Here is a 26,319-nt window from a genome sequence, read left to right on the forward strand (position 1 = left end):
ATGTACCAAATTCACTTGAATCTCCCCGTTGAAGTGAGTTTGCCCAAGAATGTCGCCGAATTGTGCGGCAAGTATCCTGACGAGGTCACTACGTTACGGAGCCCGTGTAATCGTCGCTGCTGCAATTTCTGGAGCATCGCCGGCTCTCAGCCGCCCGCTCGTGGTAACGGCCGCGGCTCTGCTCAAGTGAGCGATTGCGCCGGGAGGGCGTTGAGAGGTTGCGGGGCGGGGCCGGTGGCGAAGTGGACGTCGCTGATGGCGTCGGCGAGGCGGACGAGCTGGGCCTGGACCTGGTCGAGGAAGGACTCCAGGTTGGGGCGGCCGACACCGCCGATGGCGACGAGGCCGGCGACCTCGGTGCGGTCGAGCATGTCGGTGATGTCGTCGAGGAGCCGCTCGGGGCGGGACGAGCCGGTCGAACCGGGGAGCTTGGTCAGATGCAGCCGCAGCTCGTGCAGGCAGAACGCGAGCGAGCGGGGGTTGTCGCGGTCCATGATCAGCAGGTCGAGCACTCCCCCGGTGCGTACGTAGCCCCGGTAGCGGCGGCGGTGGGTGACCGCGGACTCGGCGGAGGCGAGGACCGCGTTGAGCACGGCCCGGTCGACCTCGAGCCCCCTCCGCACCGTGGTCGTCGCGCGGAGCAGCTGACAGACCTGCATCGACCGCTCCAGGAACCGTCCCAGCCGGATCGAGTGGTAGCCCTCGTCGCGGATCATGCTCGCCACGATCCCCTGCATCGCCAGGATGCCGTGCAGCATCTCGGCACCCGACTCGGCGATCTGCAGCGAGTGCGGGTTGACCCGGAGCTCCTCGGCGGCCCGGTCGGTCGCGGAGAAGATCCGCCACATGTCCGGGCTGAGCTGGTCGCGTACGCCGCTGAAGGCCTGTCGCATCCCGGCCAGCGACTGCGCGGCCGACCCCGGACGGTCGGCGTCCAACAGCATCGAGCGGAACTCGGCGTCGATGTCGGCGTCCGCGTGGCCGTGCCCGCCCAGCCGGTCGAGCGCGCTCAGCATCACCTCGAGGCTGATGCCACCGGACGTACGCGGCCTGGTCCTGCCGGCTGATTTCTTCGGGGCCTCGGCCAGCACGTGCGTGGCCAGGATGAGCCGGATGAGGTCCTCGGCGCGCTCCGCGTAGCGGCCCGACCAGTACATGTCCTCGAGCGCGCGCGGGACGAGCACCGTGACCGAGCGCGAATGGGTCATCGGGAGCACGTCGGCCAAGCCCTGGTCGGCGTCCTGCGGCGACTCCTTGAGCACCCAGACGTCCTTGCTGCACGGCGGCAGCCCGGTCTCGTCGGCCCGGATCGAGGCCAGGCCACCGACCAGCGGGCGGTAGGCCGAGCCGTAGCGGAGCGAGAAGGTACGCAGCGTCAGCGGCCGGCCGACCGCGCCGCGTCCCTCGGCCCACGTCGGGGCCTGGGAGAGCGTGATCCTCTCCTGCCCGACGTGACGGTAGGGATCGGCCGCGATCCTGGCGCTCAGCTCCTCGGGCGTCCCGCTGACGATGGTCCCTTCCAGCGTCCGCACAACCAGGTCGTCCGCGGCCAAGCGGCGCTCGACCTCCGCGCGCTGGTCCGGGTCGCCGCACCACCAGGTGCCGAGCGAGGCCAGCCGCAACGGCTCCCCGAGCAGGGCCTCGCAGGCTGCGGGGAGGTAGGGAACGAGCCCCGGGTTCTCGAGTACGCCGGCCCCGAGCCCGTTGACCACGCGCACGTTGCCGCGGCGTACGGCCTCGATCAGGCCGGCCACGCCGAGCTGGCTGTCGCCGCGGAGCTCGAGGGGGTCCGACCAGGTCGCGTCGACACGACGCAGGATGACGTCGACCCGCTCCAGCCGGTCGCCGTGGCCACGCATGAGGACCTCGCCGTTGCGTACGGTCAGGTCGGCTCCCTGGACCAGCGGGAAGCCCAGCGTCGAGGCGAGAAAGGCCTGGTCATAGGCGGTCTCGGAGTGGGTTCCCGGGGACAGGACGACGACCCGGGGGTCGGCCTGGTCACCGGGCGCCGACTCCAGCAGCGCGCTGCGGAGAGCCGCGAAGTAGGGCTCCATCCGGTGCAGCCCGGCGTCGCGGTGGAGCTCGGGGAGCACCCGGCTGATCACCCGGCGGTTCTCCATCGCGTAGCCGATCCCGCTCGGCGCCTGGGTGCGGTCGGCGAGCACCCGCCACTCACCCTCGGGGGTCCGGCCCAGGTCGGTGGCGGCCAGGACGAGCGGCCGCGGGTCGTGGTTGCTGGCGCGGGCGGCGACGCGATGGAAGCCGTGATGGCCGAAGACCACTGCCGCCGGGACGATCCCGTCCTGAAGGAGACGCTGCGGGCCGTAGAGATCGACGAGGATCGCGTTGAGCAGCTCGGCGCGCTGGGCCAGGCCGACCTCGAGGATGCGCCACTGCGCCTGATCGATGACGAGCGGCACCGGGTCGAGCCGCCAGGGCTCGGGCTTGGCGCCGGGACGCAGGTAGGTGACCCCGTCATCGGCGAGGAACCGCTCCACGTCGTGGCCGATCCGGCTCAGCGTCGCCGGCGTGATCGAGACGGCCGTCTCGGCCATCGGCTTCCACGCGGGGCGCAGGGTGCCGTCGGGCCCGACGACCTCGTCGTAGGGCTGGTCGGTCGCGTCGAGGAGGCCGAGGGCGTCGGCGTACTCGCGAAGGACGGTCACCGCACCACCCGTCGGAGATCCAGGGTGTGCGGGTTGTCGGGAGTGGTGCCGCGGGCCGCGCGCTCGCGCATCTCCGCGACGTCCAGCCGGCCGGAGGTGTGGCCGCGCGCCTCGAACCTGCTCGCGCGGCGCGCCTCGGCCTCGTTGGCGTTCACCGGCGGGTGGTCGTAGCTGCGGCCGCCCGGGTGCACGACGTGGTAGGTCGCGCCGCCGAGGCTGGTCTCGGAGGCGATGTCGACGACGTCGAAGTGCAGCGGCGCCTGGACGTCGATGCTCGGGTGCAGGCTCGACCACGGGCTCCACGCCTTGAACCGGATGCCCGCGTAGAAGGTGTCTGGGACGGAGGTGGGGGTCAGCGGCACCGGAACACCCTGACACGTCACCAGCTGCCGGTCGAGGTCGATCCCTCTCGCCGAGATCTGGACCCGCTCGACCGACGAGTCGACGTAGCGGGCCGTCCCCGACCCGGTGGCCTCCTCCCCCAGCACGTTCCACGGCTCGATCGCCTGTCGCAGCTCGAGCTCGATGTCCCCCACCCTCGCGAACCCGATCCGCGGGAACCGGAACTCCGCGTACGCTGCCAGCCACTGCGACTCGAACGGGATCCCGTGGCGGCGCAGGTCGGCCACGACCTCCTCGATGTCACGCAGGCACCCCTGCGGGAGCAGGAAGTCCTCGTGGAGGGCACTTCCATGGCGGACCAGGGGCGCCTCGTACGGCTCCTCCCAGAACCACGCGACCAGGCTCCTGACCAGGAGCGACTGGAGAAGGGCCATCTGCGGGTGTGGCGGCATCTCGAAGCCCCGGAGCTCGAGCAGTCCGAGGCGTCCTCGGGAGGAGTCCGGGGAGTAGAGCTTGTCGATGCAGAACTCGGCACGGTGGGTGTTGCCGGTCAGGTCGGTGAGCAGGTGGCGCAGGGCCCGGTCGATCATCCATGGGCGGGGGTCGTCCTGTTCACGGGTGATCCGGGCGACCTCCTGGAGCGCGATCTCCATCTCGTAGACCGCCTCCGGGCGGCCCTCGTCGAACCTCGGCGCCTGGCTGGTCGGGCCGATGAAGCGGCCGGAGAAGAGGTAGGAGAGGGAAGGGTGGCGCTGCCAGTAGCGGATCAGGCTGGCCAGCAGGTCGGGCCGCCGGAGCAGGGGGCTGCGCTCGGGGCTCCGTCCGCCGAGGGTGAGGTGGTTGCCGCCGCCGGTGCCGGTGTGGAGCCCGTCGAGGTCGAACTTCTCGGTGGACAGGCGGGCCTGCCGGGCCTGCTCGTAGAGCGTCGTGATCAGCTCCCGCTGCTCCGCCCAGGTGGCGGTCGGTTGGACGTTGACCTCGATCACGCCGGGGTCCGGGGTGACCGTCAGCCGTGCCAGGCGGGCGTCCGGCGGCGGACCGTACCCCTCGAGCACGACCTGTGTGCCGACTTCGGTGAGAGCCTGCTCGATCACCCGGAGCAGGGCCACGTAGTCCTCCAGCCGATCGGTCGGCGGCAGGAAGACATGGACCAGCCCGTCGCGCTCCTCGATCGCGAGCGCGGTGGTCGGCGCCTCGTCGGGGTCGGTGACGGTGACCCGCGGGATCTCGGGGTCCAGCGGCTCGCCCGCGGTCAGGTAGGACGGTTCGCCCGGGAACTCCGGGTCGTGCCACGAGATCGAGTCGAGCGGCAGCCGCAGCCCGACCGCCGAGGTGCCCGGCGCGAGCACCAGCCGCCCGCGGCGGAACCGCCACTGCGGGCTCGTCCACTCCCCGTCGTTGGTGTTGATCGGGATCACCCACCCGACCGGCTCGGTGACCTCCTTGTCGAGCTCGGTGACATTCAGATCGCCCCGGTTCGCGGCGTCGTCCGGCTCGGGGCCGTCGGGGCGGCGTACCTCCTGGGCGATCTTCGCCAGCGGGTCCTCGTACGCAGCGAACACCTGCTCCGCGGGGAGCCCGAGGATCTCGGCGATCCTCCGCGCGACAGCGACCGTGTTGGTCTCGACACGCTCGCTGGCGCTCACGGTTCGACCAGCGGCCCAGGGGTCGGCGAAGAGGGTCTGGTCGCTCCACAGCGGCTGGCCGTCCGTACGCCATTGCAGGTCGATGTTCCAGCGCGGGAGGGGCTCGCCGGGGTACCACTTGCCCTGGCCGCGGTGGACGATCCCGCCCTTGCCGTAGATCTTGCGCAGACGTTCGGCCAGATCAGTGGCGAGCTCGCGCTTGTGCGGACCGTCTGCGTCCGTGTTCCACTGCGCCGAAGTCTGGTCGTCCAGCGACACGAAGGTCGGCTCGCCGCCCATGGTCAGCTCGACGCCGGCTGCCTGGAGACGCTGGTCGACCGCCTCGCCCAGGGCGTCGATCCGGGCCCACTCCTGGCCGGTGTAGGGCAGCGTCACCCGCGGGTCCTCATGGATCCGGGTGACCTCGTTGGCGAAGGAGAAGATGACCTCGACCGGGTCGGTGGCGCCCTCGATCGGGGCCGCGGAGGACGGGTGCGGCGTCGCCGAGAGCGGGATGTGGCCCTCGCCGGCGAACAGGGCCGAGGTCGGATCGAGCCCGATCCAGCCGGCTCCCGGGACGAACACCTCGCACCACGCGTGCAGGTCGGTGAAGTCCTCGGTCGGGCCGGAGGGACCGTCGAGCGACTCCTGATCGGCGGCCAGCTGCACCAGATAGCCGGAGACGAACCGCGCCGCGAGGCCGTACTGACGCAGCAGGGACACCAGCAGCCACGCCGAGTCGCGGCACGAGCCGATGCCCAGCCGCAGGGTCTCGTCGGGAGTCTGTACGCCTGGCTCCATCCGCACCGAGTAGGCGACGTCCGAGTTGACCGCCTGGTTGACGCTCGCCAGGAAGTCGACCGTGCGGAGGCCGTCCTCGGGCAGGGCCGGCAGCCGCTGCCGCCAGGCGTCGGCCGCCGTCGCCGACTCCACGTCGCGGAGGTAGGGAGCCAGGTCGGCCTTCAGCTGGGGCTCGTAGTCGAAGGGGAAGGTCTCGGCGTACTCCTCCACGAAGAAGTCGAACGGGTTGATCACCACCATGTCGGCGACCAGTCCCACGGTCACCTCGAGCTTGTCGGTCTTCTCCGGGAAGACCAGCCGCGCGAGCCAGTTGCCGAACGGGTCCTGCTGCCAGTTGATGAAGTGCGCCGACGGCGTCACCGACAGTGAGTAGGCCTCGATCGGGGTCCGGGTGTGCGGCGCCGGGCGCAGGCGTACGACGTGCGGACCGACCCCCACCGGCTGCGCGAACTCGTAGGTGGTCCGATGTTCGAGCGCAACCTTGATCGACATGGGGTCAAGACTGACCGATCGAGGTTGCACCGGGGTAACGAACCGCCGCCGCGCTCGAAATGCGGCATACCACGAAGGCGAATCGACGGGATCCGAATTCGCCGACTGGTAAACGCATTTCACCCGGACTAAATGCCGGGTTGTCGCGCCCAGGAAATTACCCATTCGCCAGTTCGAACGGCTCTATTACCCCCGGAGGTACATCAGAAACGGGCCGGCCCATCAGCCACCGCAAGCGATATCGCGCTCGCCCATCCCCGCAGGTCGGGCATGAACAGCGAAACTCTTCGCTTGGGACAAGACTGGGATTTCAACGCCAGTTGGAATGCGAACCGATGAGTTTACGTCATGCAAACCGGCTTTGGTATAGGAAATAACCAGTTCATTAGCGTTCTTGACATTATGGTTCAAATCGCTTCAGGATTCATCGGGCAGGACCCAACAGCAAGCTAAGGAGATTTCGTGAATTCTCGGACTCGAATCGCCGCTGTCGTCGCTGGACTCGCACTGGCCACGGTCGCCGCACCAGTCATGGCCAGCCCCGTTCCACCACCGATCCCTGACCCTCCGGTCCCCGGCACTCCGGGCACCCCGATTCCCGACGTGCCCGACACCCCAGACGTCCCGGAGACTCCGGACGTTCCCGGCACCCCGGAGACCCCGGACGTTCCCGGCACTCCGGACGTGCCCGACACCCCGGAGACCCCGGACGTACCCGGCACCCCGGACGTGCCCGAGACCCCGGACGTACCTGACACACCGGAGGTCCCCGACACACCGGACGTACCGGACACACCGATCCCGGACGTACCAGACGGCCCCGGGATCCCGGAGACTCCGGACGTTCCCGTTCCGGACAGCCCTGCCGCAGACGTTCCTGCCGCAGACGTTCCCGTCCCGGATGTCCCGGTCCCAGACGTTCCGGTCCCGGACGTTCCGATCCCGGACGTTCCGATCCCCGAGGTTCCCGGCGTCCCCGGAGTTCCCGGCGTTCCCGAGCTGCCTGGCGTCACCGACAGCCTGCTCGGCATCATCAACAGCCTCCCGGTCGTCGGCCCGGTCCTGACCGACCTGCTCAACTCGATCCTCGGGAAGCTCCCGCTGCCGTAGAGGCATGCACCGTCACACTCAACCAGCAGAGGTCCAGCAGCATCGATGCTGTTGGACCTCTGCTATTTCGCCGAGCAGGGCCGAGTCTCAGCCCTTCGGGAACGAACCCGCGAGCTCGATGAGGCGGGTGTTGGCCTCGGCCTCGCCGATCGAGACGCGTACGCCCTCGGGCGGGTAGGGACGGACCATCAGGCCGACCTCGTCGGCAGCCGCGGCGAACTCGGCGCAGCGCTCGGGGGAGCCGAAGGCGAACCAGACGAAGTTGCCCTGCGCGTCGGGGATGTCCCAGCCGGCGGCGCGGACGCCCTCGACCACCCGGATCCGCTCGGCCACCACGTCGTCGACGCGCGCCAGCAGCTCGGTCTGCCGCTCGAGCGAGGCGACACCGGCGGCCTGGGCGACCACGTTGACGCCGAAGGGCAGCGCCATCGCCCGCAGGGTGGCGGCGATCGGGGCCGGCGCGAAGGCGTAGCCGACCCGGAAGCCGGCCAGCCCGTAGGCCTTGGAGAACGTACGCAGCACCACCACGTTGGCCCGCGCGCGATAGGTCGCCACACCGTCGACGGCATCGTCCATGCGTACGAACTCGGCGTAGGCCTCGTCGACCACGACCAGCACGTGCTCGGGAACCTTCGCGAGGAAGGCGTCGAGCTCGGTCTGGGTGACCGAGGTGCCGGTGGGGTTGTTGGGCGTGCAGACGAAGACGACCTTCGTACGCTCCGTGATGGCGGCCGCCATCGCGTCCAGGTCGTGATGACCGTCCCCGGTGACCGGCACCTTCACCGCAGTCGCGCCGGCCGCGAGCACCGCGATCGGGTAGGCCTCGAAGCTGCGCCAGGCGAAGACGACCTCGTCCTCGGGACCGCAGTAGGCCGAGACCAGCTGGAAGATCAGCGCCACGGCGCCGGTCGAGAGGGCGAGCTCCTCGGCCGGCACCTTGTAGGCCGTCGCGAGCGCCTCGTAGAGCTCGGTGCTGCCCGCGTCGGGGTAACGGTTGACCCGCCCCGCCGCCTCGGCGGCGACCTCCACCACGCCGTCCAGCGGCGGGTAGGGGTTCTCGTTGGACGAGAGCTTGTAGGTCACCAGACCGGGCCGCTCCACCGGCGGCTTGCCCGCGACGTACGCAGGCATCGCAGCGACACTGGGACGGGGCTGTGGGGTGCTCATATCGTGAGATCCTAGGTCGGGATGACCTCGCCCCCGTAAACCACGGGGACGTCGCGGCCGACCACGATGTCGAGCGGGTTGGTGACGCAGCGCACGGACCCGCCACCGAGGTGGAGCTCGCTCATCTCGACGATCCGGATCGTGAAGCCCCAGCCCTCGAGGACGGTGCGGACGCGGTCCGGGCAGGACGGCATCACGATGGTGCGGCCGATCACGATCGAGTTGGCGGCGAAGGTGCTGAGCGCCTCCTCCTCGGTGATGACGAGCGGCTCCGGGACGAGGTCGAGGAGCGCCTGGGCCGACTCGGGAGCGAGCGCGTCCGGGCAGATGATCGCGCGGCGCTCGTCGAGCGGGCAGAAGGCCAGGTCGAGGTGGTACATCCCCGAGTGGGTCGTCCGTACACCCAGGACGCGCACGCCCATCTCGGTCGCCAGCGTCTTCAGCGCCATCTCGTCGGTGCGCGGCCCGGTGCCGGCGACCAGGTGGCCGGCGTACGGGAAGACGTCACCCGCCTCGAAGGTCGGCCCGACCCCGTCCTTGCCGACGTACGCCGTCCCCCAGCCGTTCGCGGCGAACCACTCGACCGCGGAGTTCGTCTCGTTGCGGCGCTCGGGGAAGCGCATGTGGGAGAGGAGCACGTGGCGTCGGCCGTCCGCGAGGGTGGCCGCGAAGCCGAGGTTCATCGCGTAGACCATGTCGGGGCTGTCCCCGCGCGGCGCGATGACGTCGACGCGCCCGCCGAGCTCCTCGATGGTCGCCTTCAGGGTGTCCCACTGCGCGCGAGCACGGACCGGATCCGGCTGGATCTCGGTGTCCATGAACGGGTTGATGGCGTAGTCGATGCGGTAGTGCGTCGGCTCGGTCATCAGGTAGTGACGGCCCCAGCTCAGCGATGTGCTCACTCGTACCCCTCTCAGGTCTGATTGACTTCAGATCGTCCGATTGCCTGATTGACTGATTGTCAGACAATCCTGTGCCGATAGGCTAGAGCACGAACGGTCATCACCGGAAGACGGCGCAGATAGGACAATGGGTCACATGCTGAAGCAGAGCCCGAAGCAACCAGCGCCGTTCGAGTCGCTCACCCTGGACGAACCCGCATCGACGGTCGACCGCGTCGCCGACGAGCTCCGCCGGGCGGTGTTCGAGGGCGAGCTGGAGTCGGGCACTCCGCTGCGCGAGCACGGTCTCGCCGACTCGCTCGGCGTCGGCCGCTCCACGGTCCGCGAGGCGCTGACCATCCTGGTCGCCGAGGGCCTGGCCACCCGCGCACCCAACAAGGGCGTCGCCGTCGCCACCCCCGAGGCGGCTTCGGTCCGTGACGTCTGCGCCGCCCGCTGGGTGCTCGAAGGGGCGGGGGTGCGCAACTGGCGGAGCGCCTCCGCCGAGGCGCGCCGGGCCGTGCACGAGTCGCTCGATGCGTACATCTCGGCGGTTCACTCGGAGCGCTCGACCTACCGCGAGCTCAACGAGCGCCACCTCGCCTTCCATCTCTCACTGGTTGCCCTCACCGGGTCACCGCGGCTGGTCGCGATGCAGGAGCATCTGGTGCTCGAGCTCAAGCTCTCGCTCGCCCAGGTCGACCGCATCCGCCGCAACGCCCACGATCAGGCCGAGGACCACGCCGCCCTCGTCCGCCTCCTCGACGCCGACCGCATCGAACACGCCGAGCAGTTCCTGGAGAAGCACCTCTCCGATGCCGCCCACGCCATCTGCAAGGCGCTCGGCCTGGAGCGGTGAATCCGGGGTAACACAGTCGCCACACCTCGCGCGCGCCCCTTATGTACGTCCCACGGAGCCTGCCACACTCACCAACATGCGCATCGTGACCTGGCTCATCACCAACGCCGTCGCCCTGGCCGTGGCGACCTGGCTCGTCGGCGGGATCTACTTCGACGGCCCGACCAGCGGCATGGACGAGGTCAAGCAGAAGCTGCTCCCGCTGCTGATCGTCGCCCTCGTGCTCGGCCTCGTGTCCTCCTTCGTCAAGCCGATCGTGACGTTCTTCGCGTTCCCGTTCATCCTGCTCACCCTGGGCCTGCTCCTGCTGGTGATCAACGCGGCGATGCTCGGTCTGACCGCGTGGATCCTCGGCCCGACCGGGGTGGGTTTCCACGTCGACGGGTTCTGGGCGGCGGTCCTCGGCGGCATCATCATCTCGATCGTCGGCTGGGGCCTCGATCGCGTGTGGCCGGAGAGCGACGAGTGAGGCCCAGATTCCACATCCGCCACGCGTTCTTGGCGGAAATGTAAAACTCGGGCCATGAAGATCGCGGTCGTCTGCCTGGGCAACATCTGCCGTTCTCCGATGGCGGAGGTGGTGCTGCGGGACCGTCTCGACGCCGCCAAGCTCGACGACGTCGAGCTCGTCTCCGCCGGCACCGGCGGCTGGCATGCAGGCGAGAAGATGGACCGCCGGGCGGCCGCGACGCTGATCGAGGCGGGCTACGACCCCGAGCGCCACCGGGCTCAGCAGTGGCCGGTCGGGGACCCCGAGACGTACGACCTCGTGCTCGCGATGGATGCCGACAATCTGGCCGATCTGGCTGGTCAGGCGCCCGAGAGCGGGCTGCGGATGTTCCGTGATTTCGATCCCGAAGGCCCCGGCGACGTGCCCGATCCCTATTACGGTGGTGCCGAGGGATTCCGGGAGGTGCTGGCGATGGTGGAGCGTACGAGTGATGCGATCGTTGCATCCGTCGCCTCGGCGAGGCCCGGTTCGTGACCCGTCAGCCCGCGGTCGCCCGTCGTGCCGAGCAGCTGCTCGGGGCGGCGGTGGTGAGCACATCTCCGGTCGCGGGCGGTGACATCTCGACCGCCACCAAGATCCGGCTCAGTGACGGCTCGCTGGTGCTGATGAAGGCTCTCTCCCCGCCGCGTGACGACTTCGTCGCCGCCGAGGCCCGCGGGCTCCGCTGGCTGGAGGAGTCGGGGGCCGTGAAGGTCCCCGAGGTGCTCGCCGCCGAGCCCGACTGCCTGGTCCTGCGCTGGATCGAGCCCGGCCGACCCAACGCCGAGACCGCCGAGGAGCTCGGCCGCGCGCTCGCGCGCCTGCACAGCACCCCGGTCTCGGGTTTCGGTGCCGACAGGGACGGGTTCATCGGCCGGCTGCCGATGCCCAACAAGCCCGCGGACACCTGGGCCGAGTTCTATGCCGTACGCCGCCTGCTCCCCTATCTCAGGGCCGCGCGTGACCGCGGCGCCATCGACGCCGCCGGCGCCGAGCGCGTCGAGCAGGTCGTCGGGAAGCTGCCGTCGCTGATCCCGGAGGAGCCGCCCGCCCTGCTCCACGGCGATCTCTGGAACGGCAACGTGCTCTGGGACCGGAGCAGCGAGGCCTGGCTCATCGACCCCGCAGCGTACGCCGGTCACCGTGAGGTCGACCTCGCCATGCTCGCGCTCTTCGGCCTGCCCCACCTGGAGCGGATGATGTCCGCCTACGAGGACGCGACGCCCCTCGCCGAGGGCTGGGAGGACCGCCAGGGTCTCCACCAGCTGTTCCCGCTGCTCGTCCACGCGGCCATGTTCGGCGGCGGCTACGGCGCCCGCGCCGCCACGGTGGCCGCTCGCTACCTCTGATTCCCTGGGAAACCAGAAAACCCCTGGTTACCCAGGGGTTTTCAGATGGCGGTGACGGTGGGATTTGAACCCACGGTAGGTCTCCCTACACAACATTTCGAGTGTTGCACCATCGGCCGCTCGGACACGTCACCGCCGAATAAGTTACAACCTCGGGGGGTCTTCGCCGAAATCGGGGCCGCTTCGCTGGGATCCGAAGAAGTCCTCCAGCAGCGCTCGCTGTTCCTCGGCCATCAGCCCGGCGACGACCTCGGGCCGGTGGTTGAGCCGGCGGTCGCGTACGACGTCCCACAGCGAGCCGACCGCGCCGGCCTTGTCGTCGTAGGCGCCGAAGACGATCCGCTCGACCCTGGCCAGGACCGCGGCACCGGCGCACATCGTGCACGGCTCCAGCGTCACCACGAGCGTGCAGCCCTCCAGGCGCCACTCGCCACGTGCCTTGGCCGCCTCGCGCAGCGCGACCACCTCGGCATGTCCGGTGGGGTCGGCCTCGGCCTCGCGTACGTTGCGGCCCCTCCCGATCACCACGCCGGACGGGTCGACGACGACCGCGCCGATCGGCACGTCACCGGTCGCCAGCGCAGCACGACCCTCATCGAGAGCGGCCCGCATCGGGGCCTCCCAGCGGTTGGCTGGGGTCACGCCGGCATGAGGCCGACGGCGTCGTCGAAGGCCTCGCCGCAGCCGATCGCCCGGGCGATCTCGGAGAGCGTCTCGTCGGGGTAGAGGTCGTCCTCGAACATGTCGTCGAGCAGCATGCCCATCTCGACCGCGCTCATCCCGAAGTCGGCGAGGATGCCGAGGTCGCCGGCGGGATCGGGCTCCTCCTCGTCCTCGACCTCCTCGGGCAACGGAAGCCCGAGCACGTCGAGAGCCGACGCGGCCAGCTCCCACTCGTCGGCAGCGGTCACGTCGGAGAGCAGCACCTTGGTCGCTGCCCCGTGGACCCGGACGATGACGAAGAAGTCCTCGTCGATCGCCGCCATCGCTATCGCACCGCCATCGCCTGGGAAGCGGTGGAGCGCGTGCGTCAGAGTCTCGACATCGGTCAGGAGGTCGTGAGCGAGTTCGCGCACAACCCAGGCGCCGTCCTCGCGATACATCGCGACGGCGAAGTCAACACCCTCGATCTGCTCCAGCTGATCAGACACACGACCAGAGTGACACCGAAACCGCCGTGGGTCTAGGCCGTATCTCTGAAATCCACGCTCAGCCCACGTCTCGACGCCGGTAGCCGACGAGGGCCAGTGCCGCGACGACCGACGACGCCGCCAGCAGCGCGACCGTCGGACCGGCGGTCCAGGTCTCGGTCGGGTACGCCGGCAGGTGGAAGAAGGGTGACAGCGAGCGGATCCCGTCGGGCAGCTTGAGCGTCTCTCCGAGGAAGGCGTCCAGCACCACCCATGCGACCAGCGCCCACGCCAGGACGGCGAACCGCGGCAACCACGCCAGGATCAGCAGGGCGAGGGCTGCGACGAGCAGCATCGCCGGCAGCTGGGCGAGAACGCCGAGGATCAGCTCGGAGACGCGCGAGCCGGAGACCTCGCCGGCGACCGGGACGTACCCCAGCACCATCCCCGCGCTCATCGCCAGTGCCACCAGCACCATGCCGACGACCGTCACGGCGAGCGAGCCGACCAGCCAACGGGTCCGCGTGAGCGGGGTGGCGATCAGCGCCTCCAGCCGCCCGGTGTCCTCCTCCGCCCGGAGCCGCAGCACCGAGGCGACGCCGAAGACCGCGCCGACCACTCCGAGAGTGAGATTGACGTAGCCGAGGAACGCGTCGATCAGGGCGTCGCCCGCGCCGGCCCCCAGACCCATCGCCTCGAGCATGTCGGGGTTCCCCTCCAGCATGTCGGGCACATCCGGGATGACGGAGCCATAGATCGCGGCGAGCACCGCCAGCCCGACCGCCCAGCCGATCACCAGGCCCCGCTGGGTGCGCAGCGCCAGACCCCACGGCCTCCCGAGGATGGCGGAGGCGCGCGCGGCACCGGGTCGCGGTTGCAACAGGCCGGCGCCGGCATCGCGTCGCGCGGTCAGCACCACGGCCAGCCCGAAGCAGACGGCCGCGGCCGCGAGCAGCACCCCCAGCAGCCACCATCGCTCCTCGCCGAACGCATTCACCCCCTGGGCCCAACCGAAGGGCGAGACCCAGAAGAGCGCGCTGTCGCCGACAGCGCCGACGCCGCGGACGACGTACGCCGCCCCCAGCAGACCACCCGCGATCGCGAGCGCGCCGCGAGCCGCCGCGGTGACCTGGGCGGCCGCCGCGGCGAGGCCGGCGAAGACGAGGCCGAGCATCGCGACCTCCGCCGCGTAGGCCAGCGACCCGGTCCGTTCCAGGCCCAGGCCGACCAGCACCGCGGCCAGCAGCCCGCTGATGACGACCGTCGCAGCGAGCGCGACCACGAGTGCGGCCACCTGTGCGGCGTGACGCCCCACGACGCCCGCGCGGACCAGCTCGGCCGCCCCGGACTCCTCCTCGGCACGCGTGTGCCGGACCACCGTGAAGACGACCAGCAGCGTGATGCCGAGCGTGACGATCAGGGTGATCTCGTTGGCGATGATCCCCTCGATCGTGTCGAGGGCGACCTGCCGGCCACCGGTGATTCGTGACGCCGCGCTCACGCCCGCCGTCGGTCCGTACGTGGCGATCTCGGCAGGCGTGTCGTACGTGCTCTTCACGGTGGCCGCACTGGCCGCCGAGATCCCGACGATTCCGAGGGTCCAGAGCGGGAGGCGCACCCGGTCGCGTCGCAGTGCCAGCCGGATCAGGGTCGGCGTACCGGCGAAGAGCTCGTGGGCACTCATCGGGTCGCCGTGCCTTCGTCGTCGCCGGACACCACGTCGCCGTACTGGCGAAGGAACAGCTCCTCCAGAGTCGGCGGGTGTGCCTGGAGCGAGACGATCCCGGCCCGGTGCAGGATGCCGACCACCTCGTCGAGATGGGCGGTGTCGACGGCCAGGGTGACCGTGTGCGTGCCGTGGCTGTCGTCGTACTCGGGGTCATGGACACCGGGGAGGGAAGCCAGGTCGGTGACCGGGGTCCGCGTCTCGGCGACGACCGTGGTGCGGGTCAGCGTTCGCAGCTCGGTCAGCGTGCCGGTCTGGACGGTGCGGCCGGACCGGATGATGCTCACCCGGTCCGCGAGCCGTTCGACCTCGGCGAGGATATGGCTGGACAGCAGCACCGTGGCGCCCCGCTGGATGACCTCCTCGACGCACTCCTGGAAGACCGCCTCCATCAGCGGGTCCAGGCCTGCGGTCGGCTCGTCGAGCAGGTAGAGGTCGGCCTCGGCGCTGAACGCCGCGACCAGCGCGACCTTCTGCCGGTTGCCCTTGGAGTAGGTGCGCGACCGCTTGCGCGGGTCGAGCTCGAAGCGCTCCACCATCTGCCCGCGCAGCTTCTCGTCGAGGCCGCCTCGCAGCCGGCCCAGCACGTCGATCACCTCGCCACCGGTGAGGCTGGGCCACAGCGGTACGTCGCCAGGCACGTACGCGATCCGACGGTGGAGCGTGGCGACGTCGCGCCACGGGTCACCGCCGAGCAGTCGCACGCTGCCGCTGTCCGCGCGGATCAGGCCCAGCAGCACGCGCATGGCGGTGGACTTGCCGGCGCCGTTCGGGCCCAGGAAGCCATGCACCTCGCCGGTCTCGACGTGCAGGTCGAGACCGTCGAGAGCTCGTACGCTGCCGAAGGTCTTGACCAGTCCGGTCATCTCGATGGCAGTCATTCTTCCTTCTCCTCCTGGGTGACGGTGTGCGGTGCACGAGTGCGTTCGATCAGCAGGCGAGCGGCGGCCGCCTGGGCGGGGGTGAGCTCCTCGATGACCGCGTCGATGACGAACTCGCCGCCGGCGCTCACCAGGTCGTGCTCGGACAGGGCGCACAACGACTCCTCCGGAAGCAGATCGAGGATCCGGTCGACGAGCGTGGTGACCGCCGGGTCGTCCGGGTCCGCGTCCGCGAGACGGTCGAACTCGTCGTACATCCCGACCAGGCGCCGGGTGAAGTCCTCGTCGCCGAGCAGCGGCAGCATCGGCGCGATCCAGCGGCTCGCGTCGGCGCCGGGGATGAACGCGAGTACGTCACGGTCGAGCCGGGCCATCGGGCCGGTGGCGCCGGCGGCCTCGACGCGGGTGAAGAACTCGACCAGCCTCGGGTCGGGGAGGTCGTCGAGCGCGAGGCGACCGTCACGTACCCGTTCCTGCAGCTCGGCGAGGCGTCGCCGCTGGGCGGCCAGACGCTCCTGCTGCAGAGCGAGGGCGGCGTCCATCGAGGCGACGATCTCGCCGAGGTCGCGCCCCTCCTCGTCCGCCAGCACCTGCCGCACCTCGTCGAGGCCGAGGCCGAGCTCGACGAGCCGTCGGGCGTGGCTGAGGAGCACCAGGTCCCGCATGCCGTAGACGCGATATCCGGACGCGGATCGCTCCGGCTCAGGGAGCAGTCCGACCTGGTGGTAGTAGCGCACCGTGCGGGTGCTCACCCCCGCCGCTGCCGCAAGCTCTCCGATCCGCATGAGACCAGTCAAGACCTTGACGGAGCGTCAAGGTCAAGGTCTGACTGGTGACGTAATGTTTCGCCCCATGGAGACCCTCGTTGTGGACCACCCCCTCGTCGCCCACAAACTCACCACCCTGCGCAACAAAGAGACCGACTCGTCGACCTTCCGTCGTCTCGCCGACGAGCTCGTCACGCTGCTCGCCTACGAGGCGACCCGCGGGGTGAGGGTCGCTCCGGTCGACATCGTCACGCCGGTAGCTCCGACCCAGGGCGTACGCCTCACCGACCCGCAGCCGCTGATCGTCCCCATCCTCCGGGCCGGTCTCGGGATGCTCGACGGGATGATCCGGCTGCTGCCGACCGCGGAGGTCGGCTTCCTCGGCATGGTCCGCAACGAGGAGACGCTCGAGGCGACGACGTACGCCGAGCGCCTCCCCGCCGACCTCTCCGGCCGCCAGTGCTACGTGGTCGACCCCATGCTCGCCACCGGTGGCACCCTCGCCGCGGCGATCGACTTCCTGGTCTCGCGCGGCGCCGACGACATCACCGCCGTCGTACTTCTCGCCGCCCCGGAGGGTGTCGCCGCTCTGGAGAAGGGTCTCGAGGGCATCGATGCCCCCGTCCGCGTCGTCACCGCCGCGATGGACGAGAAGCTCAACGAGAAGGGCTACATCGTCCCCGGCCTCGGTGACGCCGGCGACAGGCTCTACGGCGTCGCGGGCTGAGCTCGCGGCCCCTGTAACACGTCGTTCGTAGGACTATCCGGTCGTTCCCATGGGGCGAGTAGTCCTACGAACAGCGTGTTACACGAGCGGCGGAGGCTCAGGCCTTGATGGTCACCTTCTCCTCGACGTACGGCTCGGCCTCGGGGGTCTCGGCTTCGGCTGCCTCGGCGGCACGGGCCCTGCGCTTGGCGGAGATCGCCTTGAAGGGCCAGGTGAGGAGCTGGTCGAGGGTGAGCCGGCCAGGAGCGATCAGGCCGAGCACGAGGGCGGCGGCGCCCAGCACAGCAGGAAGCTCCCAGCCGCCCTGGTCGACGAAGACCTCGGTGGTGCGGTGGGCGTACCAGATCGCTCCGGCCATCTGACCCGCCAGCAGCACGCCCGCGATCGGGGCGAACAGGCCTACCGCCAGCAGGGCGCCGCCGACGAGCTCGACGTAGGTCGCCACCTGAGCGGCGATCGCGGGCTCCGGGACCCCCAGGCCGCCCAGGAACTGCTCGGTGCCGGCGAAGCCCTGGTCGTACTTCTGCCAGCCGTGCGCGACGAAGATCCCGCCGACCACCACACGGGCGGCAAGCAGCACGACGTCGTTGAAAAGCCCGGTGTAGGCGTTGCGCCCCACTCGACGACTCATGTCCGGTTCTCCTCTGGTCAGGTCAGAAACAGGGCGCACACGGTAGCGATGTGGGGTCCCGACCGGTACCGCCCGGGGCTTCCTCTCACCCGAAGGGGCTCTACCCAAACGGAAAGGCTGCTACGACCTCGTAGACCGGACGCTTCCTCGGCCCCTCGCCGAGCCGTGAGTGCACCAGCGCGAAGGACGAGACGGTCCAGGTCGGGCCACGGTACGCATCGAGCAGCCGCACCCAGTTGCTGAGTTCGGTCGGCAGGCCGGTCCGGGCGACCGTCAGATGGGGCCGGAAGCGGCCGCCGTCGACCTCGACCCCGGCCTTGACCAGGGCGTTCCGGCTTCCGGCGGCGACCCGGTCGAGCTCCTCGGCGGCATCGGTCGCGACGCCGGCGTAGAGGACCTTGCCCTCGGCCACGTTGGGGAAGGCGCCGCCTCCGGTGACGGTCAGGTCGAAAGGCGTACGCCGCCCCGCAGCCGTCTCCAGCCGCTCGATCGCGTCATCGAGGGACCTGTCGGGGACGTGCTCGGCGAAGGCGAGCGTCAGATGGAGCTGGTCGGGCGTCGACCAGCGGAAAGCGGCCGCGTCGCGGCGTACGGACAAGAACTCGTCGAGATCCTCGATCACCGACTCCGGCGGGATCACCGCCACGAACATTCGATTCATCGATGTCCATTGTGCCCGGCGCCAGGGGCCGGGTCACCTGAGTTGTGTGCCGAGGAGGTCGCCGACGACGTAGGTCACCAGCATCGCGAGCAGGCCGCCGGCCACGTTGCGCAGCGCCGCGCGGACGGGCGGTGCGTAGCCGAGGCGCGCGCTGGTCCAGCCGGTGACGGCGAGCGCGGCGGTGACGGTGAGTACGGTCCCCCAGATGCGGGCGCTGTCCGGGAGGAGCATGATCGACAGCAGGGGTAGCAGCGCACCGAGGGTGAACGACAGCATCGACGCCCAGGCCGCAGACCACGGCGAGGTGAGATCGTCGACGTCGATACCGAGCTCGAGGACGGCGTGGGCGCGCAGCGCGTCGCGATCGGTGAGCTGCTCCGCGACCTCGGCGGCGGTCTCAGGCTCCAGCCCCCGCTCGCGCAGGAACCCCTCCAGCTCGCGCAGCTCCTCCTCGGGCATCTCCCGCAACTCGCGACGCTCCTTGGCGATCAGCGACTCCTCGGTGTCGCGCTGGGTCGAGACGGAGACGTACTCCCCCGCCGCCATGCTGATCGCCCCCGCCACCAGTGCAGCGACGCCGGCGATGAGGATCGAGGTGTCGTCGGTGGTCGCGCCGGCGACACCCATCACGACACCGGCGGTGGAGACGATGCCGTCGTTGGCTCCGAGGACGCCCGCACGAAGCCAGTTGAGCCGATTCTTCAGGCCGTCGGCCCGCTCCTCGGCGTCCCCGTGGCCCGCGTGGGCACCCTCACTGGGGAGCGTCACTGCTCGCCTCGCCGGGGACGGGCTCCTGCGGGTTCTCGCAGAAACGGACCGGGCCGCTCTCGCCGCCGTGGTACTCGTAGGTCTTCCCCGCGGCCTCGAGCACCACGCGTACGCCGTCGGTCAGGACCATCGTGTACATCTTCCCGGGCTCGGGGCAGCCGAGGCTGCCGTCGCGCCAGGTCACCTTGTCGTTGGAGACGACGGTGATCTCTTCGCTCTTCACCCCCTGACGCTTGGCCAGGTCGGCGATCGCGGCTGCAACCTTCGGGTCCTCGGCGGGCGTCGGGTTGGACGATGTGGGCACGTCAGACACGTTAGCGCCTGGGTCGGTCGCCTCGGAGCCACATCCGGCGAACATCGGTGCCAGCGTCAGCGCCAGAACGGGTAGCAGGTACGCCGCGGGGCGGATCTCGCGCTTGCTCTTGTCGGTGCTGATCTCGGTGGGGGTCATACCCATGGGTACGTCAGCGGTTCGAGGTTCGTTGCGCACGGTCAGATCCCGAGCCGCGTCACACGCTCTCGCGTGCGCCCGCCTCCGCGCCCCGCGTCGGCCTCGCTGTCCCAGGCGTAGACCTCGGTCCCGGTGATGAAGACGCGCTCTGCGCGGTGGTCGGTGTCGAGGGGGTCTCCGGACCAGATGACCACGTCGCCGTCGAGCCCGGGCGCGATCGCCCCGACGCGGTCGCCGAGACCGAGGAAGCTCGCCGGGTTCGTGGTGATCGCGGCCAGGGCCGTGTCGCGCGGCAGGCCGTCACGTACGGCGAAGGAGGCCTGGTGGACCAGGAAGTTGATAGGGATGACCGGGTGGTCGGTGGTGATCGCGACCCGCACGCCCGCGGCGGCCATCGCGGCGATGTTGCGGTTGGCCCGGTTGCGCACCTCCACCTTCGAGCGGCTCACGAACATCGGGCCGTAGATGACCGGGATGTCCTTCTCGGCGAGCACGTCGGCGAGAAGGTGGCCCTCGGTGCCGTGGTTGACCACGAGGCGGTAGCCGAACTCCTCGCTGAGCCGGATGGCGGTGGCGATGTCGTCGGCGCGGTGGGTGTGCTGGTCCCAGGCGAGCTCGCCGGAGAGCACGCGGGCGAGGGTCTCCTTGCCGAGGTCGCGGTCGAACGGCTCGCCCTTCTCCTCGGCGGTTGCCCTCTTGGCGGCGTAGTTCTGGGCCTCGACGAAGGCCTTCCGGATGATGTTGGCGACGCCGAGGCGGGTCGACGGGGTCTTCTTCTGATCGCCGTAGACGCGCTTGGGGTTCTCGCCGAGGGCGCTCTTGACCGAGACCGAGTCGGAGACGACCTGCTCGTCGATGGTCCGCCCGCCCCAGGTCTTGATCGCGACCGTCTGGCCGCCGATCGGGTTGCCGGACCCGGGCTTGATCACCGCCGTGGTCACCCCGCCCGCGAGGGCGTCGCGGAAGCCCTCGTCCTCGATGTTGATCGCATCGATCGCCCGCAGCGCCGCGCCGTCGGGGTCGGTCATCTCGTTGGTGTCGTCGCCGGCCCAGCCCTCGCCCTCCTCGTGGGTGCCGATGTGGCCGTGCCCCTCGACGAATCCCGGGAGCAGCCACTTGCCTTTCGCGTCGATGGTCTCGACGCCGTCGGGGATGGCGACGTCGGCTCCTACGGCGGTGATCACCCCGTCCTCGATCAGGACCGTGCCGTTCTCGATCGGCTCGGCCGAGACCGGGACCACGTACGCATGGGTGATGGCGACAGAGGAACGCTGAGTCATGGCCGTCATCATGCCTGGATCGGGTGGCTGACGCGCCGGAAGAGAGATTCGTAGGTGTGGGCGGCGGTCGCCAGGCCGCCCTTGGTGTCCGCGCTGCCACGCCCGTGCAGCCGGCCGTCGCGTAGGTCACCGGAGAACGGGTCGGCGCTCCAACCGTCGCCGGGCGGCACCACGTCGGAGTGGCTGACGATCAGGAGTCCGGGCTCGGGCCCGACGCCGACCCGCGCGATCAGGTTCGCGCGGCCCGGAGCGACCTCGTCGAGAGCGACCTCGAACCCGCGCCGGCGACACTCCTCGGCGAGCACCGCGACGGTCGCGGCCTCCTCCCCCGGAGGGTTCTGACCGCGGGCGCGCACCAGCCGCTGGGCGAGCGCGACGACCTCGTCGGCATCGACTGAGGTCACCGGCCCTCCTGGACGAGACGGTCGACCGCTCGCCGGAGCCGGGCGATGCCCTCGGCGATCCGCGCGGGCGGGGTGGAGGCGAAGCAGAGGCGCATCGCGTGCGGGAAGAGCCCGCCGTGCGAGAACGCGTTGCCCGGGATCAGGGCGACGCCCTCGGCGAGGGCGACCTCGAACAGTGCGGTGGTGTCGACCGGCGGGTCGAAGGTGACCCAGAGGAAGAAGCCGCCGTCGGGATCGGTCCAGGTGGCTCGGCCGTCGAAGTGCTCGGTCAGCGCCGCGCGCATCGCCTCCTTCCGCTCCTTGTAGACAATCCGCTGATCGGTCACATGGGCGTCGAACCCACCCGAATCGAGGAACCCGGCGAGCTGCCGCTGCGCCGGCAGGTTGGTGCAGGTGTCCATCGCCTGCTTGGCGTTGATCAGCAGCTGCCCCAGCGACGGGTCGGCATCGACCCAGCCCACCCGCAGGCCCGGGGCGACGGTCTTGGAGAAGGTGCGTACCGAGAAGACCAGCGGGTCCCCCTCGGCCAGCTCGTGCAGCGTCGGCAACGGGTCACCGGCGAACCGCAGCAGACCGTAGGGGTCGTCGTCGATCAGGATCGATCCCCACTCGCGGGCGAGCTCGATGAGCCGGATCCGGCGCTCCAACGACAGGGTCGCCCCCGACGGGTTCTGGAAGGTCGGGATGGCGTAGATCGACTTCGGGCGGCGGCCGGTGCGGCGTACCTCTGCCTCCAGCCGCTCCACGTCGAGGCCCTCCTCGTCGACCGGGATCTCGAGGAGCTCGGCCGAGTAGGACAGCGCGGTCGCGCTGCCGTTGGTGTAGGTCGGCGCCTCGACGACGACAAGGTCGCCGGGGTCGGTGAAGAGCTTGTGGGCGAGGTCGAGACCCTGCATCCCGCCGGAGGTGATCGTGAGCCGGTCGGAGGTGGTCTCGTCGCTGGTGCCGGCCAACTGGGCCAGCAGCGCCTCACGCAGCGCCGGATCGCCCTCGGTGGCGGCGTAGTCGAAGGCGTGCGACTCCAGCGGCACCGCGGCCAGCGCGGCGGACGGGATCGCGTCCTGGGCCGGGCTGCCCATGGCGAGGCGGACGATGTCGTGGGTCTGCTCGGCCAGCAGCGACGTACTGGAGTCGATCACCGAACCCACGAGGTGCTCGATGCGTGCTGCCAGGGGCAGCCGGATGTCCGTGCGGATTGTCGTCGACATTCGACATCTCCTCCTTGGTGGACTACTCGTTGACGATCAACTGACGCGGCATCGAGGTCAGCGGCTCGGGCAGGTGCTCGGTGACCAGGACCGACTCGGAGAGCTCATAGGCCCAGCCGTCCATCCACATCCCGAGGATCACATGGAAGGCCATCCCGGGCTCGAGGACCGTCTCCTCGCCTGCCCGGAGGCTGACCGTCCGCTCACCCCAGTCGGGTGGGAACCCGATGCCGATCGAGTACCCGATCCGGGAGTCCTTGCTGAGCCCGTGGGCGGCGATCACCCGGGTGAAGGCGGCATGCACGTCGGCGCCGGCCGCGCCCGGTTTCATCGAGCCGAGCGCGGCCTCCATGCCCTCGGCGGTCGCGGTAGCGCAGTCGAGGAGCTTGGCCGACGGCGGCCCGAGGCAGACGGTCCGCGCGAGCGGGGCGTGGTAGCGGTTGCGTACGCCGGCGAGCTCGATCGTGGTCGCCTCACCCCGCCTCAGGACCCTGTCGGTCCAGGTCAGGTGGGGTGTGTCCGCGCTGACGCCGGTCGGCAGCAGCGGCACCAGCGCCGGGTAGTCACCGCCGACTCCGCCGACGCTGACCGTCTGCGCCGCCTGGATGTCGGCGACGACGTCGCACTCGCGCCGCCCCGACCTCACCCCCTCCAGGGCCGCGGTCATCGCCCGCTGGGCGACCTCGCCCGCGGCGCGCATCTCATCCTGCTCGGCCGCCGACTTCACCAGGCGTACCCAGTTGACCAACTCGCCGCTGTCGACGATCCACGTGCGCGGGATGGCCCGCTGCATCGCCAGGAACCCGCGCACCGGCAGATAGTGGGCATCGAGCTCCATCCCGACGACCGCGTCAGGACTGTCGACAAATAGATTCAGCTCCCGGGCCTGTGCGGCGATGTGGTCGTAGGGGTGGACGTCGGGCCGGTGGACCAGCTCCTCGGGATAGGCGTGGATCCGCTCCTGCGACAGCACCGACGTGTGCATGGCCCCGTGCGCGTCCATCGCCCGCAGGAACAGGTGCGGCTCTCCCTCGGCCGGCACCACCGCACACTGCGGCACGTAGAACGACCAGGCGTTGTAGCCGGTCAGGTAGTAGAGGTTCGCCGGGTCCGCGACCACCAGCGCCGCCCAGCCCCGCTCCGCCATCCGCTGCTGAACCTTCCCCAGCCGCTCCGCGAACTCCTCGGGGCCGACGACGCTCACCACACCGACACCGTTCCCGCCACTAGATCATCGTGACCGAACGCGCTGATTGTTGACAATAGACAGCGCGAGATTTCAACAGGCTGTCGCAGCGCCGAAACACCCGAAATACGCCGACGCCGCGCCAGAGAATCGCGTACTATTGTACGAACCAGTGCACAATAGTACGCTCTCGACATGGACTTCTCCGCTCCGTACCGAGTGCTGACTCCGACCCTGGACGGGCCGGTGCTGAACGCGCTCGCCGGAGTGGACCGATGGATGACCCGGACCCAGATCCTGAATCAGGTCGAGGACGCGAGCGAGGCAGGGATCCGCAAAACCCTGACCCGCTTGGTTGAACAGGGCATCGTGATCGAGGAACGAGTGGGCTCTCGATACACCTATTCCGCCAACCGGAGTCACCTGCTCTGGCCCAGCATCGACGCGATGTTCAACGCCCGTCGGACGTTCGCCGCTCGAGTCGAAGAGATCACGTCGGACTGGGAGATCCCACCAGTGTCGGTCGAACTGTTCGGCTCCGTCGCTCAGGGAACTTCCAACACCGCCTCTGACATCGACCTGCTCGTCGTACGCCGCGAACTGGACGATGAAGAGTCCGATGTCTGGGACCGCCAGATCGAGTCGCTGCATGATCACGTCGTGCAGATGACCGGGAACGCCTGCGACATTCTGATCCTGGACACCACAGAGTTCGCGGAGGCGCTGGCCCGAAACGACCCTGTGGCCACCTCGAAGACCAACGCGATCAGCGGTGTGCGCAGCGTCGACATACCTGCGCTACGCGACGCGAGCGCGGCGGCACGGCAGGCAGCGGTCTCTGCCCAGAGTGCCAGGCTTGCCGCGTCATTCAGCCGGCTCCTAGGCGATCAAGCGGAGTTTAAAAGGCTCGCCGACAGAATCGTTCAGGAGTCCGGCCTGCCCGAGACGACACGCTCTGCCCTGGCCGCGCAGGCAGCGCAGATCCGGAACGCAATCAGCCCCGAGACCGAGCGGAAGCTCGCGCGGATGCAGCGCGAGGTCGCAAAGATGGGAGACGTCTGATGGCGAAGCGCGGACGAGACACTCGCGATGTCGACAAGGCGTACGGCCGCAAGCGGCTCGCGAACGCGCGAGCGTTCATGACGCAGGCGAAGACAAGCGCCGAAACAGCGCGTGACGAGTTCGATCGTGCGGCCGCGGCCTCGTCGGCGATTCTGGCTGCGATCGCGGCGGCCGACGCTGCGTGCGCGCAGCGACTCGCTCAGGTATGGAAGGGCGACCTCGGGCAGGCACACACTCTCCTCCGGTCGGTCGCCGGTGGTGAGGCTGCAGCCTCTGCGCTGCAAAACGTCGTCGGCCAGAAGGCGGCGCTTCAGTACGGTGGCGAGTCACTCACCGAACCGAAACTTACCGCCATCGTGCGTCGCGCCCAGACGGTGCTGGATTTCGCCGAGGACCTCCAGCACTGAGCACGACCAGGCGCGGGCGGCCGCTCCCGAAGGAACGGCCGCCCGTTGCGTACGAATGAATTTTCGTTCGACTCAGAAGCCGAGCTCGCGGCCGATGAGCTCCTTCATGATCTCGTTGGAGCCGGCCCAGATCTTGGTGACGCGGGCGTCGCGCCAGGCGCGAGCGACGCGGTACTCGTTCATGAAGCCGTAGCCGCCGTGGATCTGGACGCAGTGGTCGAGGACCTCGGACTGTGCCTGCGAGGACCACCACTTGGCCTTGGACGCCTCGACCGGGGTGAGCTCACCGCGGGCGTGCGCGGCGACGCACTTGTCGACGTACGCCTCGGCGACCTCGATCTGGGTGACCAGCTCGGCGAGCAGGAACTTGTTGTGCTGGAAGGCACCGATGGACTGGCCGAAGGCCTTGCGGTCCTTGGCGTACTGCACGGTCTCGAGCAGGATCTGCTTGGCCTGCGCAACGTTGGCGACGGCGCACGAGACGCGCTCCTGCGGGAGCTCCTCCATCATGTGGATGAAGCCGCGGTTGAGCTCGCCGATGATCTCGGCGTCGGTGACGCGTACGTTCTCGAAGAAGAGCTCGGCGGTGTCGGACTCCTCCATGCCGACCTTGTCGAGCTTGCGGCCGCGCGAGAAGCCCTCCTTGTCCGCCTCGATCGCGAAGAGGGTGATGCCCTTGGCGCCCTTCTCCGGGTCGGTGCGGACCGCGGTGATGACCAGGTCGCAGGAGTAGCCGTTGGTGATGAAGGTCTTGGAGCCGTTGATGACCCACTCGTCGCCGTCGCGGACCGCGGTGGTCTTCAGCGCGGCCAGGTCGGAGCCGCCCGAGGGCTCGGTCATGCCGATGGCGAGCAGGATCTCACCGGAGGCCACGCCCGGGAGCCAGCGCTGCTTCTGCTCCTCGGTGCCGAGGCGGACCAGGTACGGGGCGGTGATGTCGGAGTGGATGCCGACGCAGGTCGGGTAGGCCGCGCCGATCTTGGCGAGCTCCTCGGCGAGGACCGCGTTGAAGCGGAAGTCGTCGGCGCCGGCGCCGCCGTACTCCTCCGGGATAGCGAGACCGAGGAAGCCGTTCTCACCGGCTTCGAGCCAGAACTCGCGGGGCAGCGCCTTGTCGGCGATGTGCTTGTCGGTGTGGGGCTTGACCGAACGCTCCAGCCACTGCTGGACGGAGGCTCGGAAGTCCTCGTGGTCTTCCTCATAGTGGTCGCGCTTCAGCATGCGTCGGAGTCTACGACGCAGTGGTTA

The 26,319-nt window shown here is 69.7% G+C and carries 26 protein-coding genes and 1 tRNA gene; 8 read left to right on the plus strand and 19 right to left on the minus strand.

All coding sequences use genetic code 11. The annotated features are described in order from the left end of the window. Positions 1-182: 182 nt before the first annotated feature. Together ACFX43_RS03000 and ACFX43_RS03005 are read right to left on the minus strand one after the other, a co-directional pair. Positions 183-2,666, minus strand: coding sequence for a circularly permuted type 2 ATP-grasp protein (locus ACFX43_RS03000; protein WP_378816833.1), 2,484 nt, complete (start codon positions 2,664-2,666; stop codon positions 183-185). After that, entirely contained in the window at positions 2,663-5,926 is a 3,264-nt protein-coding gene (locus tag ACFX43_RS03005) for a DUF2126 domain-containing protein (protein WP_378816836.1), read from the minus strand. The genes ACFX43_RS03000 and ACFX43_RS03005 overlap by 4 nt, the downstream gene beginning before the upstream one ends. A 462-nt stretch (positions 5,927-6,388) precedes the next feature. Here ACFX43_RS03005 and ACFX43_RS03010 point away from each other — a divergent pair, with 462 nt between their 5' ends. Continuing rightward, entirely contained in the window at positions 6,389-7,036 is a 648-nt protein-coding gene (locus tag ACFX43_RS03010; protein ID WP_378816839.1) for a hypothetical protein, read from the plus strand. An 87-nt stretch (positions 7,037-7,123) separates the two neighbouring features. On the opposite strand, the gene hisC is transcribed toward ACFX43_RS03010, so the two are convergent. Continuing rightward, positions 7,124-8,203: a histidinol-phosphate transaminase gene (gene hisC, locus ACFX43_RS03015; protein WP_378816842.1), complete on the minus strand. Its 1,080-nt coding sequence runs from the start codon at positions 8,201-8,203 to the stop codon at positions 7,124-7,126. An 11-nt stretch (positions 8,204-8,214) separates the two neighbouring features. Continuing rightward, positions 8,215-9,105 (minus strand): dimethylarginine dimethylaminohydrolase family protein, encoded by an 891-nt coding sequence (locus ACFX43_RS03020; RefSeq protein WP_378816843.1) that lies wholly within the window; start codon positions 9,103-9,105, stop codon positions 8,215-8,217. Positions 9,106-9,241: 136 nt separating this feature from the next. Here ACFX43_RS03020 and ACFX43_RS03025 point away from each other — a divergent pair, with 136 nt between their 5' ends. From ACFX43_RS03025 to ACFX43_RS03040, 4 genes are all read left to right on the plus strand, one after another. Then, positions 9,242-9,943: a GntR family transcriptional regulator gene (locus tag ACFX43_RS03025; RefSeq protein ID WP_378816846.1), complete on the plus strand. Its 702-nt coding sequence runs from the start codon at positions 9,242-9,244 to the stop codon at positions 9,941-9,943. Between the two features lie 76 nt (positions 9,944-10,019). Beyond that, positions 10,020-10,412 (plus strand): phage holin family protein, encoded by a 393-nt coding sequence (locus tag ACFX43_RS03030; RefSeq protein ID WP_355224044.1) that lies wholly within the window; start codon positions 10,020-10,022, stop codon positions 10,410-10,412. A 54-nt stretch (positions 10,413-10,466) separates the two neighbouring features. Continuing rightward, the gene (locus ACFX43_RS03035; protein ID WP_378816850.1) at positions 10,467-10,928 is read left to right on the plus strand and encodes a low molecular weight protein-tyrosine-phosphatase; all 462 of its coding nucleotides are present in this window, start codon (positions 10,467-10,469) and stop codon (positions 10,926-10,928) included. Next, the gene (locus ACFX43_RS03040; RefSeq protein WP_160026514.1) at positions 10,925-11,782 is read left to right on the plus strand and encodes a fructosamine kinase family protein; all 858 of its coding nucleotides are present in this window, start codon (positions 10,925-10,927) and stop codon (positions 11,780-11,782) included. The genes ACFX43_RS03035 and ACFX43_RS03040 overlap by 4 nt, the downstream gene beginning before the upstream one ends. A 46-nt stretch (positions 11,783-11,828) precedes the next feature. On the opposite strand, the gene ACFX43_RS03045 is transcribed toward ACFX43_RS03040, so the two are convergent. The 6 genes from ACFX43_RS03045 to ACFX43_RS03070 form a co-directional block, all read right to left on the minus strand. Then, positions 11,829-11,916: transfer RNA gene (locus ACFX43_RS03045), tRNA-Ser, on the minus strand. Positions 11,917-11,926: 10 nt separating this feature from the next. Continuing rightward, positions 11,927-12,394 (minus strand): nucleoside deaminase, encoded by a 468-nt coding sequence (locus ACFX43_RS03050; RefSeq protein ID WP_378817018.1) that lies wholly within the window; start codon positions 12,392-12,394, stop codon positions 11,927-11,929. A gap of 26 nt (positions 12,395-12,420) precedes the next feature. Continuing rightward, the gene (locus ACFX43_RS03055; RefSeq protein ID WP_160026513.1) at positions 12,421-12,933 is read right to left on the minus strand and encodes a tRNA adenosine deaminase-associated protein; all 513 of its coding nucleotides are present in this window, start codon (positions 12,931-12,933) and stop codon (positions 12,421-12,423) included. A gap of 58 nt (positions 12,934-12,991) precedes the next feature. After that, the gene (locus tag ACFX43_RS03060) at positions 12,992-14,596 is read right to left on the minus strand and encodes an ABC transporter permease (protein ID WP_378816853.1); all 1,605 of its coding nucleotides are present in this window, start codon (positions 14,594-14,596) and stop codon (positions 12,992-12,994) included. Next, positions 14,593-15,519, minus strand: coding sequence for an ABC transporter ATP-binding protein (locus ACFX43_RS03065; RefSeq protein ID WP_378816856.1), 927 nt, complete (start codon positions 15,517-15,519; stop codon positions 14,593-14,595). Before ACFX43_RS03065 ends, ACFX43_RS03060 begins: the two co-directional genes overlap by 4 nt. Then, complete coding sequence (locus ACFX43_RS03070; protein WP_378816859.1) at positions 15,516-16,304, minus strand: MerR family transcriptional regulator; 789 nt, start codon at positions 16,302-16,304, stop codon at positions 15,516-15,518. The genes ACFX43_RS03065 and ACFX43_RS03070 overlap by 4 nt, the downstream gene beginning before the upstream one ends. A gap of 67 nt (positions 16,305-16,371) precedes the next feature. On the opposite strand from ACFX43_RS03070, the gene upp reads away from it, so the two are divergent. Next, positions 16,372-17,013 (plus strand): uracil phosphoribosyltransferase, encoded by a 642-nt coding sequence (upp, locus tag ACFX43_RS03075; RefSeq protein ID WP_355017600.1) that lies wholly within the window; start codon positions 16,372-16,374, stop codon positions 17,011-17,013. 97 nt (positions 17,014-17,110) lie between these two features. On the opposite strand, the gene ACFX43_RS03080 is transcribed toward upp, so the two are convergent. The 8 genes from ACFX43_RS03080 to ACFX43_RS03115 all read right to left on the minus strand — a co-directional run bounded on the left by ACFX43_RS03080 (position 17,111) and on the right by ACFX43_RS03115 (position 23,620). Further along, the gene (locus ACFX43_RS03080) at positions 17,111-17,644 is read right to left on the minus strand and encodes a DoxX family protein (RefSeq protein ID WP_378816860.1); all 534 of its coding nucleotides are present in this window, start codon (positions 17,642-17,644) and stop codon (positions 17,111-17,113) included. A 100-nt stretch (positions 17,645-17,744) separates the two neighbouring features. Further along, the gene (gene thpR, locus ACFX43_RS03085; RefSeq protein ID WP_378816863.1) at positions 17,745-18,305 is read right to left on the minus strand and encodes an RNA 2',3'-cyclic phosphodiesterase; all 561 of its coding nucleotides are present in this window, start codon (positions 18,303-18,305) and stop codon (positions 17,745-17,747) included. A gap of 33 nt (positions 18,306-18,338) precedes the next feature. Beyond that, entirely contained in the window at positions 18,339-19,073 is a 735-nt protein-coding gene (locus tag ACFX43_RS03090; RefSeq protein ID WP_355017597.1) for a VIT family protein, read from the minus strand. Continuing rightward, positions 19,057-19,563 (minus strand): hypothetical protein, encoded by a 507-nt coding sequence (locus ACFX43_RS03095; RefSeq protein WP_378816866.1) that lies wholly within the window; start codon positions 19,561-19,563, stop codon positions 19,057-19,059. The genes ACFX43_RS03090 and ACFX43_RS03095 overlap by 17 nt, the downstream gene beginning before the upstream one ends. Before the next feature lie 2 nt (positions 19,564-19,565). Further along, positions 19,566-20,804 carry an amidohydrolase gene (locus tag ACFX43_RS03100; RefSeq protein WP_378816869.1) on the minus strand — a complete coding sequence of 413 codons (1,239 nt, stop codon included), beginning with the start codon at positions 20,802-20,804 and terminating at the stop codon, positions 19,566-19,568. A gap of 8 nt (positions 20,805-20,812) precedes the next feature. Beyond that, entirely contained in the window at positions 20,813-21,208 is a 396-nt protein-coding gene (locus ACFX43_RS03105) for a M20/M25/M40 family metallo-hydrolase (protein WP_378816872.1), read from the minus strand. Continuing rightward, entirely contained in the window at positions 21,205-22,416 is a 1,212-nt protein-coding gene (locus ACFX43_RS03110; protein WP_378816875.1) for a PLP-dependent aminotransferase family protein, read from the minus strand. The genes ACFX43_RS03105 and ACFX43_RS03110 overlap by 4 nt, the downstream gene beginning before the upstream one ends. Before the next feature lie 22 nt (positions 22,417-22,438). Continuing rightward, complete coding sequence (locus tag ACFX43_RS03115; protein WP_378816878.1) at positions 22,439-23,620, minus strand: M24 family metallopeptidase; 1,182 nt, start codon at positions 23,618-23,620, stop codon at positions 22,439-22,441. A 177-nt stretch (positions 23,621-23,797) separates the two neighbouring features. On the opposite strand from ACFX43_RS03115, the gene ACFX43_RS03120 reads away from it, so the two are divergent. Both ACFX43_RS03120 and ACFX43_RS03125 read left to right on the plus strand, forming a co-directional pair. After that, positions 23,798-24,664 (plus strand): nucleotidyltransferase domain-containing protein, encoded by an 867-nt coding sequence (locus tag ACFX43_RS03120; RefSeq protein WP_378816881.1) that lies wholly within the window; start codon positions 23,798-23,800, stop codon positions 24,662-24,664. After that, positions 24,664-25,071, plus strand: coding sequence for a hypothetical protein (locus ACFX43_RS03125; protein ID WP_378816884.1), 408 nt, complete (start codon positions 24,664-24,666; stop codon positions 25,069-25,071). Before ACFX43_RS03120 ends, ACFX43_RS03125 begins: the two co-directional genes overlap by 1 nt. A 72-nt stretch (positions 25,072-25,143) precedes the next feature. Here the strand turns inward: ACFX43_RS03125 and ACFX43_RS03130 are convergent, their stop codons facing one another. Beyond that, positions 25,144-26,292, minus strand: a complete 1,149-nt coding sequence (locus ACFX43_RS03130) for an acyl-CoA dehydrogenase family protein (RefSeq protein ID WP_378816887.1) — start codon at positions 26,290-26,292, stop codon at positions 25,144-25,146. Between the last annotated feature and the right edge of the window lie 27 nt (positions 26,293-26,319).

This window comes from Nocardioides sp. YIM B13467, assembly GCF_042788075.1.
Lineage (GTDB): Bacteria > Actinomycetota > Actinomycetes > Propionibacteriales > Nocardioidaceae > Nocardioides.

Excerpts from the sequence above, each read along its gene's own strand:
- ACFX43_RS03005 (WP_378816836.1), bottom strand. The coding sequence starts at position 5,926 with ATGTCGATCAAGGTTGCGCTCGAACATCGGACCACCTACGAGTTCGCG.
- hisC (WP_378816842.1), bottom strand. The coding sequence starts at position 8,203 with ATGAGCACCCCACAGCCCCGTCCCAGTGTCGCTGCGATGCCTGCGTAC.
- ACFX43_RS03025 (WP_378816846.1), top strand. The coding sequence starts at position 9,242 with ATGCTGAAGCAGAGCCCGAAGCAACCAGCGCCGTTCGAGTCGCTCACC.
- ACFX43_RS03030 (WP_355224044.1), top strand. The coding sequence starts at position 10,020 with ATGCGCATCGTGACCTGGCTCATCACCAACGCCGTCGCCCTGGCCGTG.
- ACFX43_RS03035 (WP_378816850.1), top strand. The coding sequence starts at position 10,467 with ATGAAGATCGCGGTCGTCTGCCTGGGCAACATCTGCCGTTCTCCGATG.
- ACFX43_RS03050 (WP_378817018.1), bottom strand. The coding sequence starts at position 12,394 with ATGCGGGCCGCTCTCGATGAGGGTCGTGCTGCGCTGGCGACCGGTGAC.
- ACFX43_RS03060 (WP_378816853.1), bottom strand. The coding sequence starts at position 14,596 with ATGAGTGCCCACGAGCTCTTCGCCGGTACGCCGACCCTGATCCGGCTG.
- ACFX43_RS03065 (WP_378816856.1), bottom strand. The coding sequence starts at position 15,519 with ATGACTGCCATCGAGATGACCGGACTGGTCAAGACCTTCGGCAGCGTA.
- ACFX43_RS03070 (WP_378816859.1), bottom strand. The coding sequence starts at position 16,304 with ATGCGGATCGGAGAGCTTGCGGCAGCGGCGGGGGTGAGCACCCGCACG.
- upp (WP_355017600.1), top strand. The coding sequence starts at position 16,372 with ATGGAGACCCTCGTTGTGGACCACCCCCTCGTCGCCCACAAACTCACC.
- ACFX43_RS03080 (WP_378816860.1), bottom strand. The coding sequence starts at position 17,644 with ATGAGTCGTCGAGTGGGGCGCAACGCCTACACCGGGCTTTTCAACGAC.
- thpR (WP_378816863.1), bottom strand. The coding sequence starts at position 18,305 with ATGAATCGAATGTTCGTGGCGGTGATCCCGCCGGAGTCGGTGATCGAG.
- ACFX43_RS03100 (WP_378816869.1), bottom strand. The coding sequence starts at position 20,804 with ATGACTCAGCGTTCCTCTGTCGCCATCACCCATGCGTACGTGGTCCCG.
- ACFX43_RS03110 (WP_378816875.1), bottom strand. The coding sequence starts at position 22,416 with ATGTCGACGACAATCCGCACGGACATCCGGCTGCCCCTGGCAGCACGC.
- ACFX43_RS03120 (WP_378816881.1), top strand. The coding sequence starts at position 23,798 with ATGGACTTCTCCGCTCCGTACCGAGTGCTGACTCCGACCCTGGACGGG.
- ACFX43_RS03125 (WP_378816884.1), top strand. The coding sequence starts at position 24,664 with ATGGCGAAGCGCGGACGAGACACTCGCGATGTCGACAAGGCGTACGGC.
- ACFX43_RS03130 (WP_378816887.1), bottom strand. The coding sequence starts at position 26,292 with ATGCTGAAGCGCGACCACTATGAGGAAGACCACGAGGACTTCCGAGCC.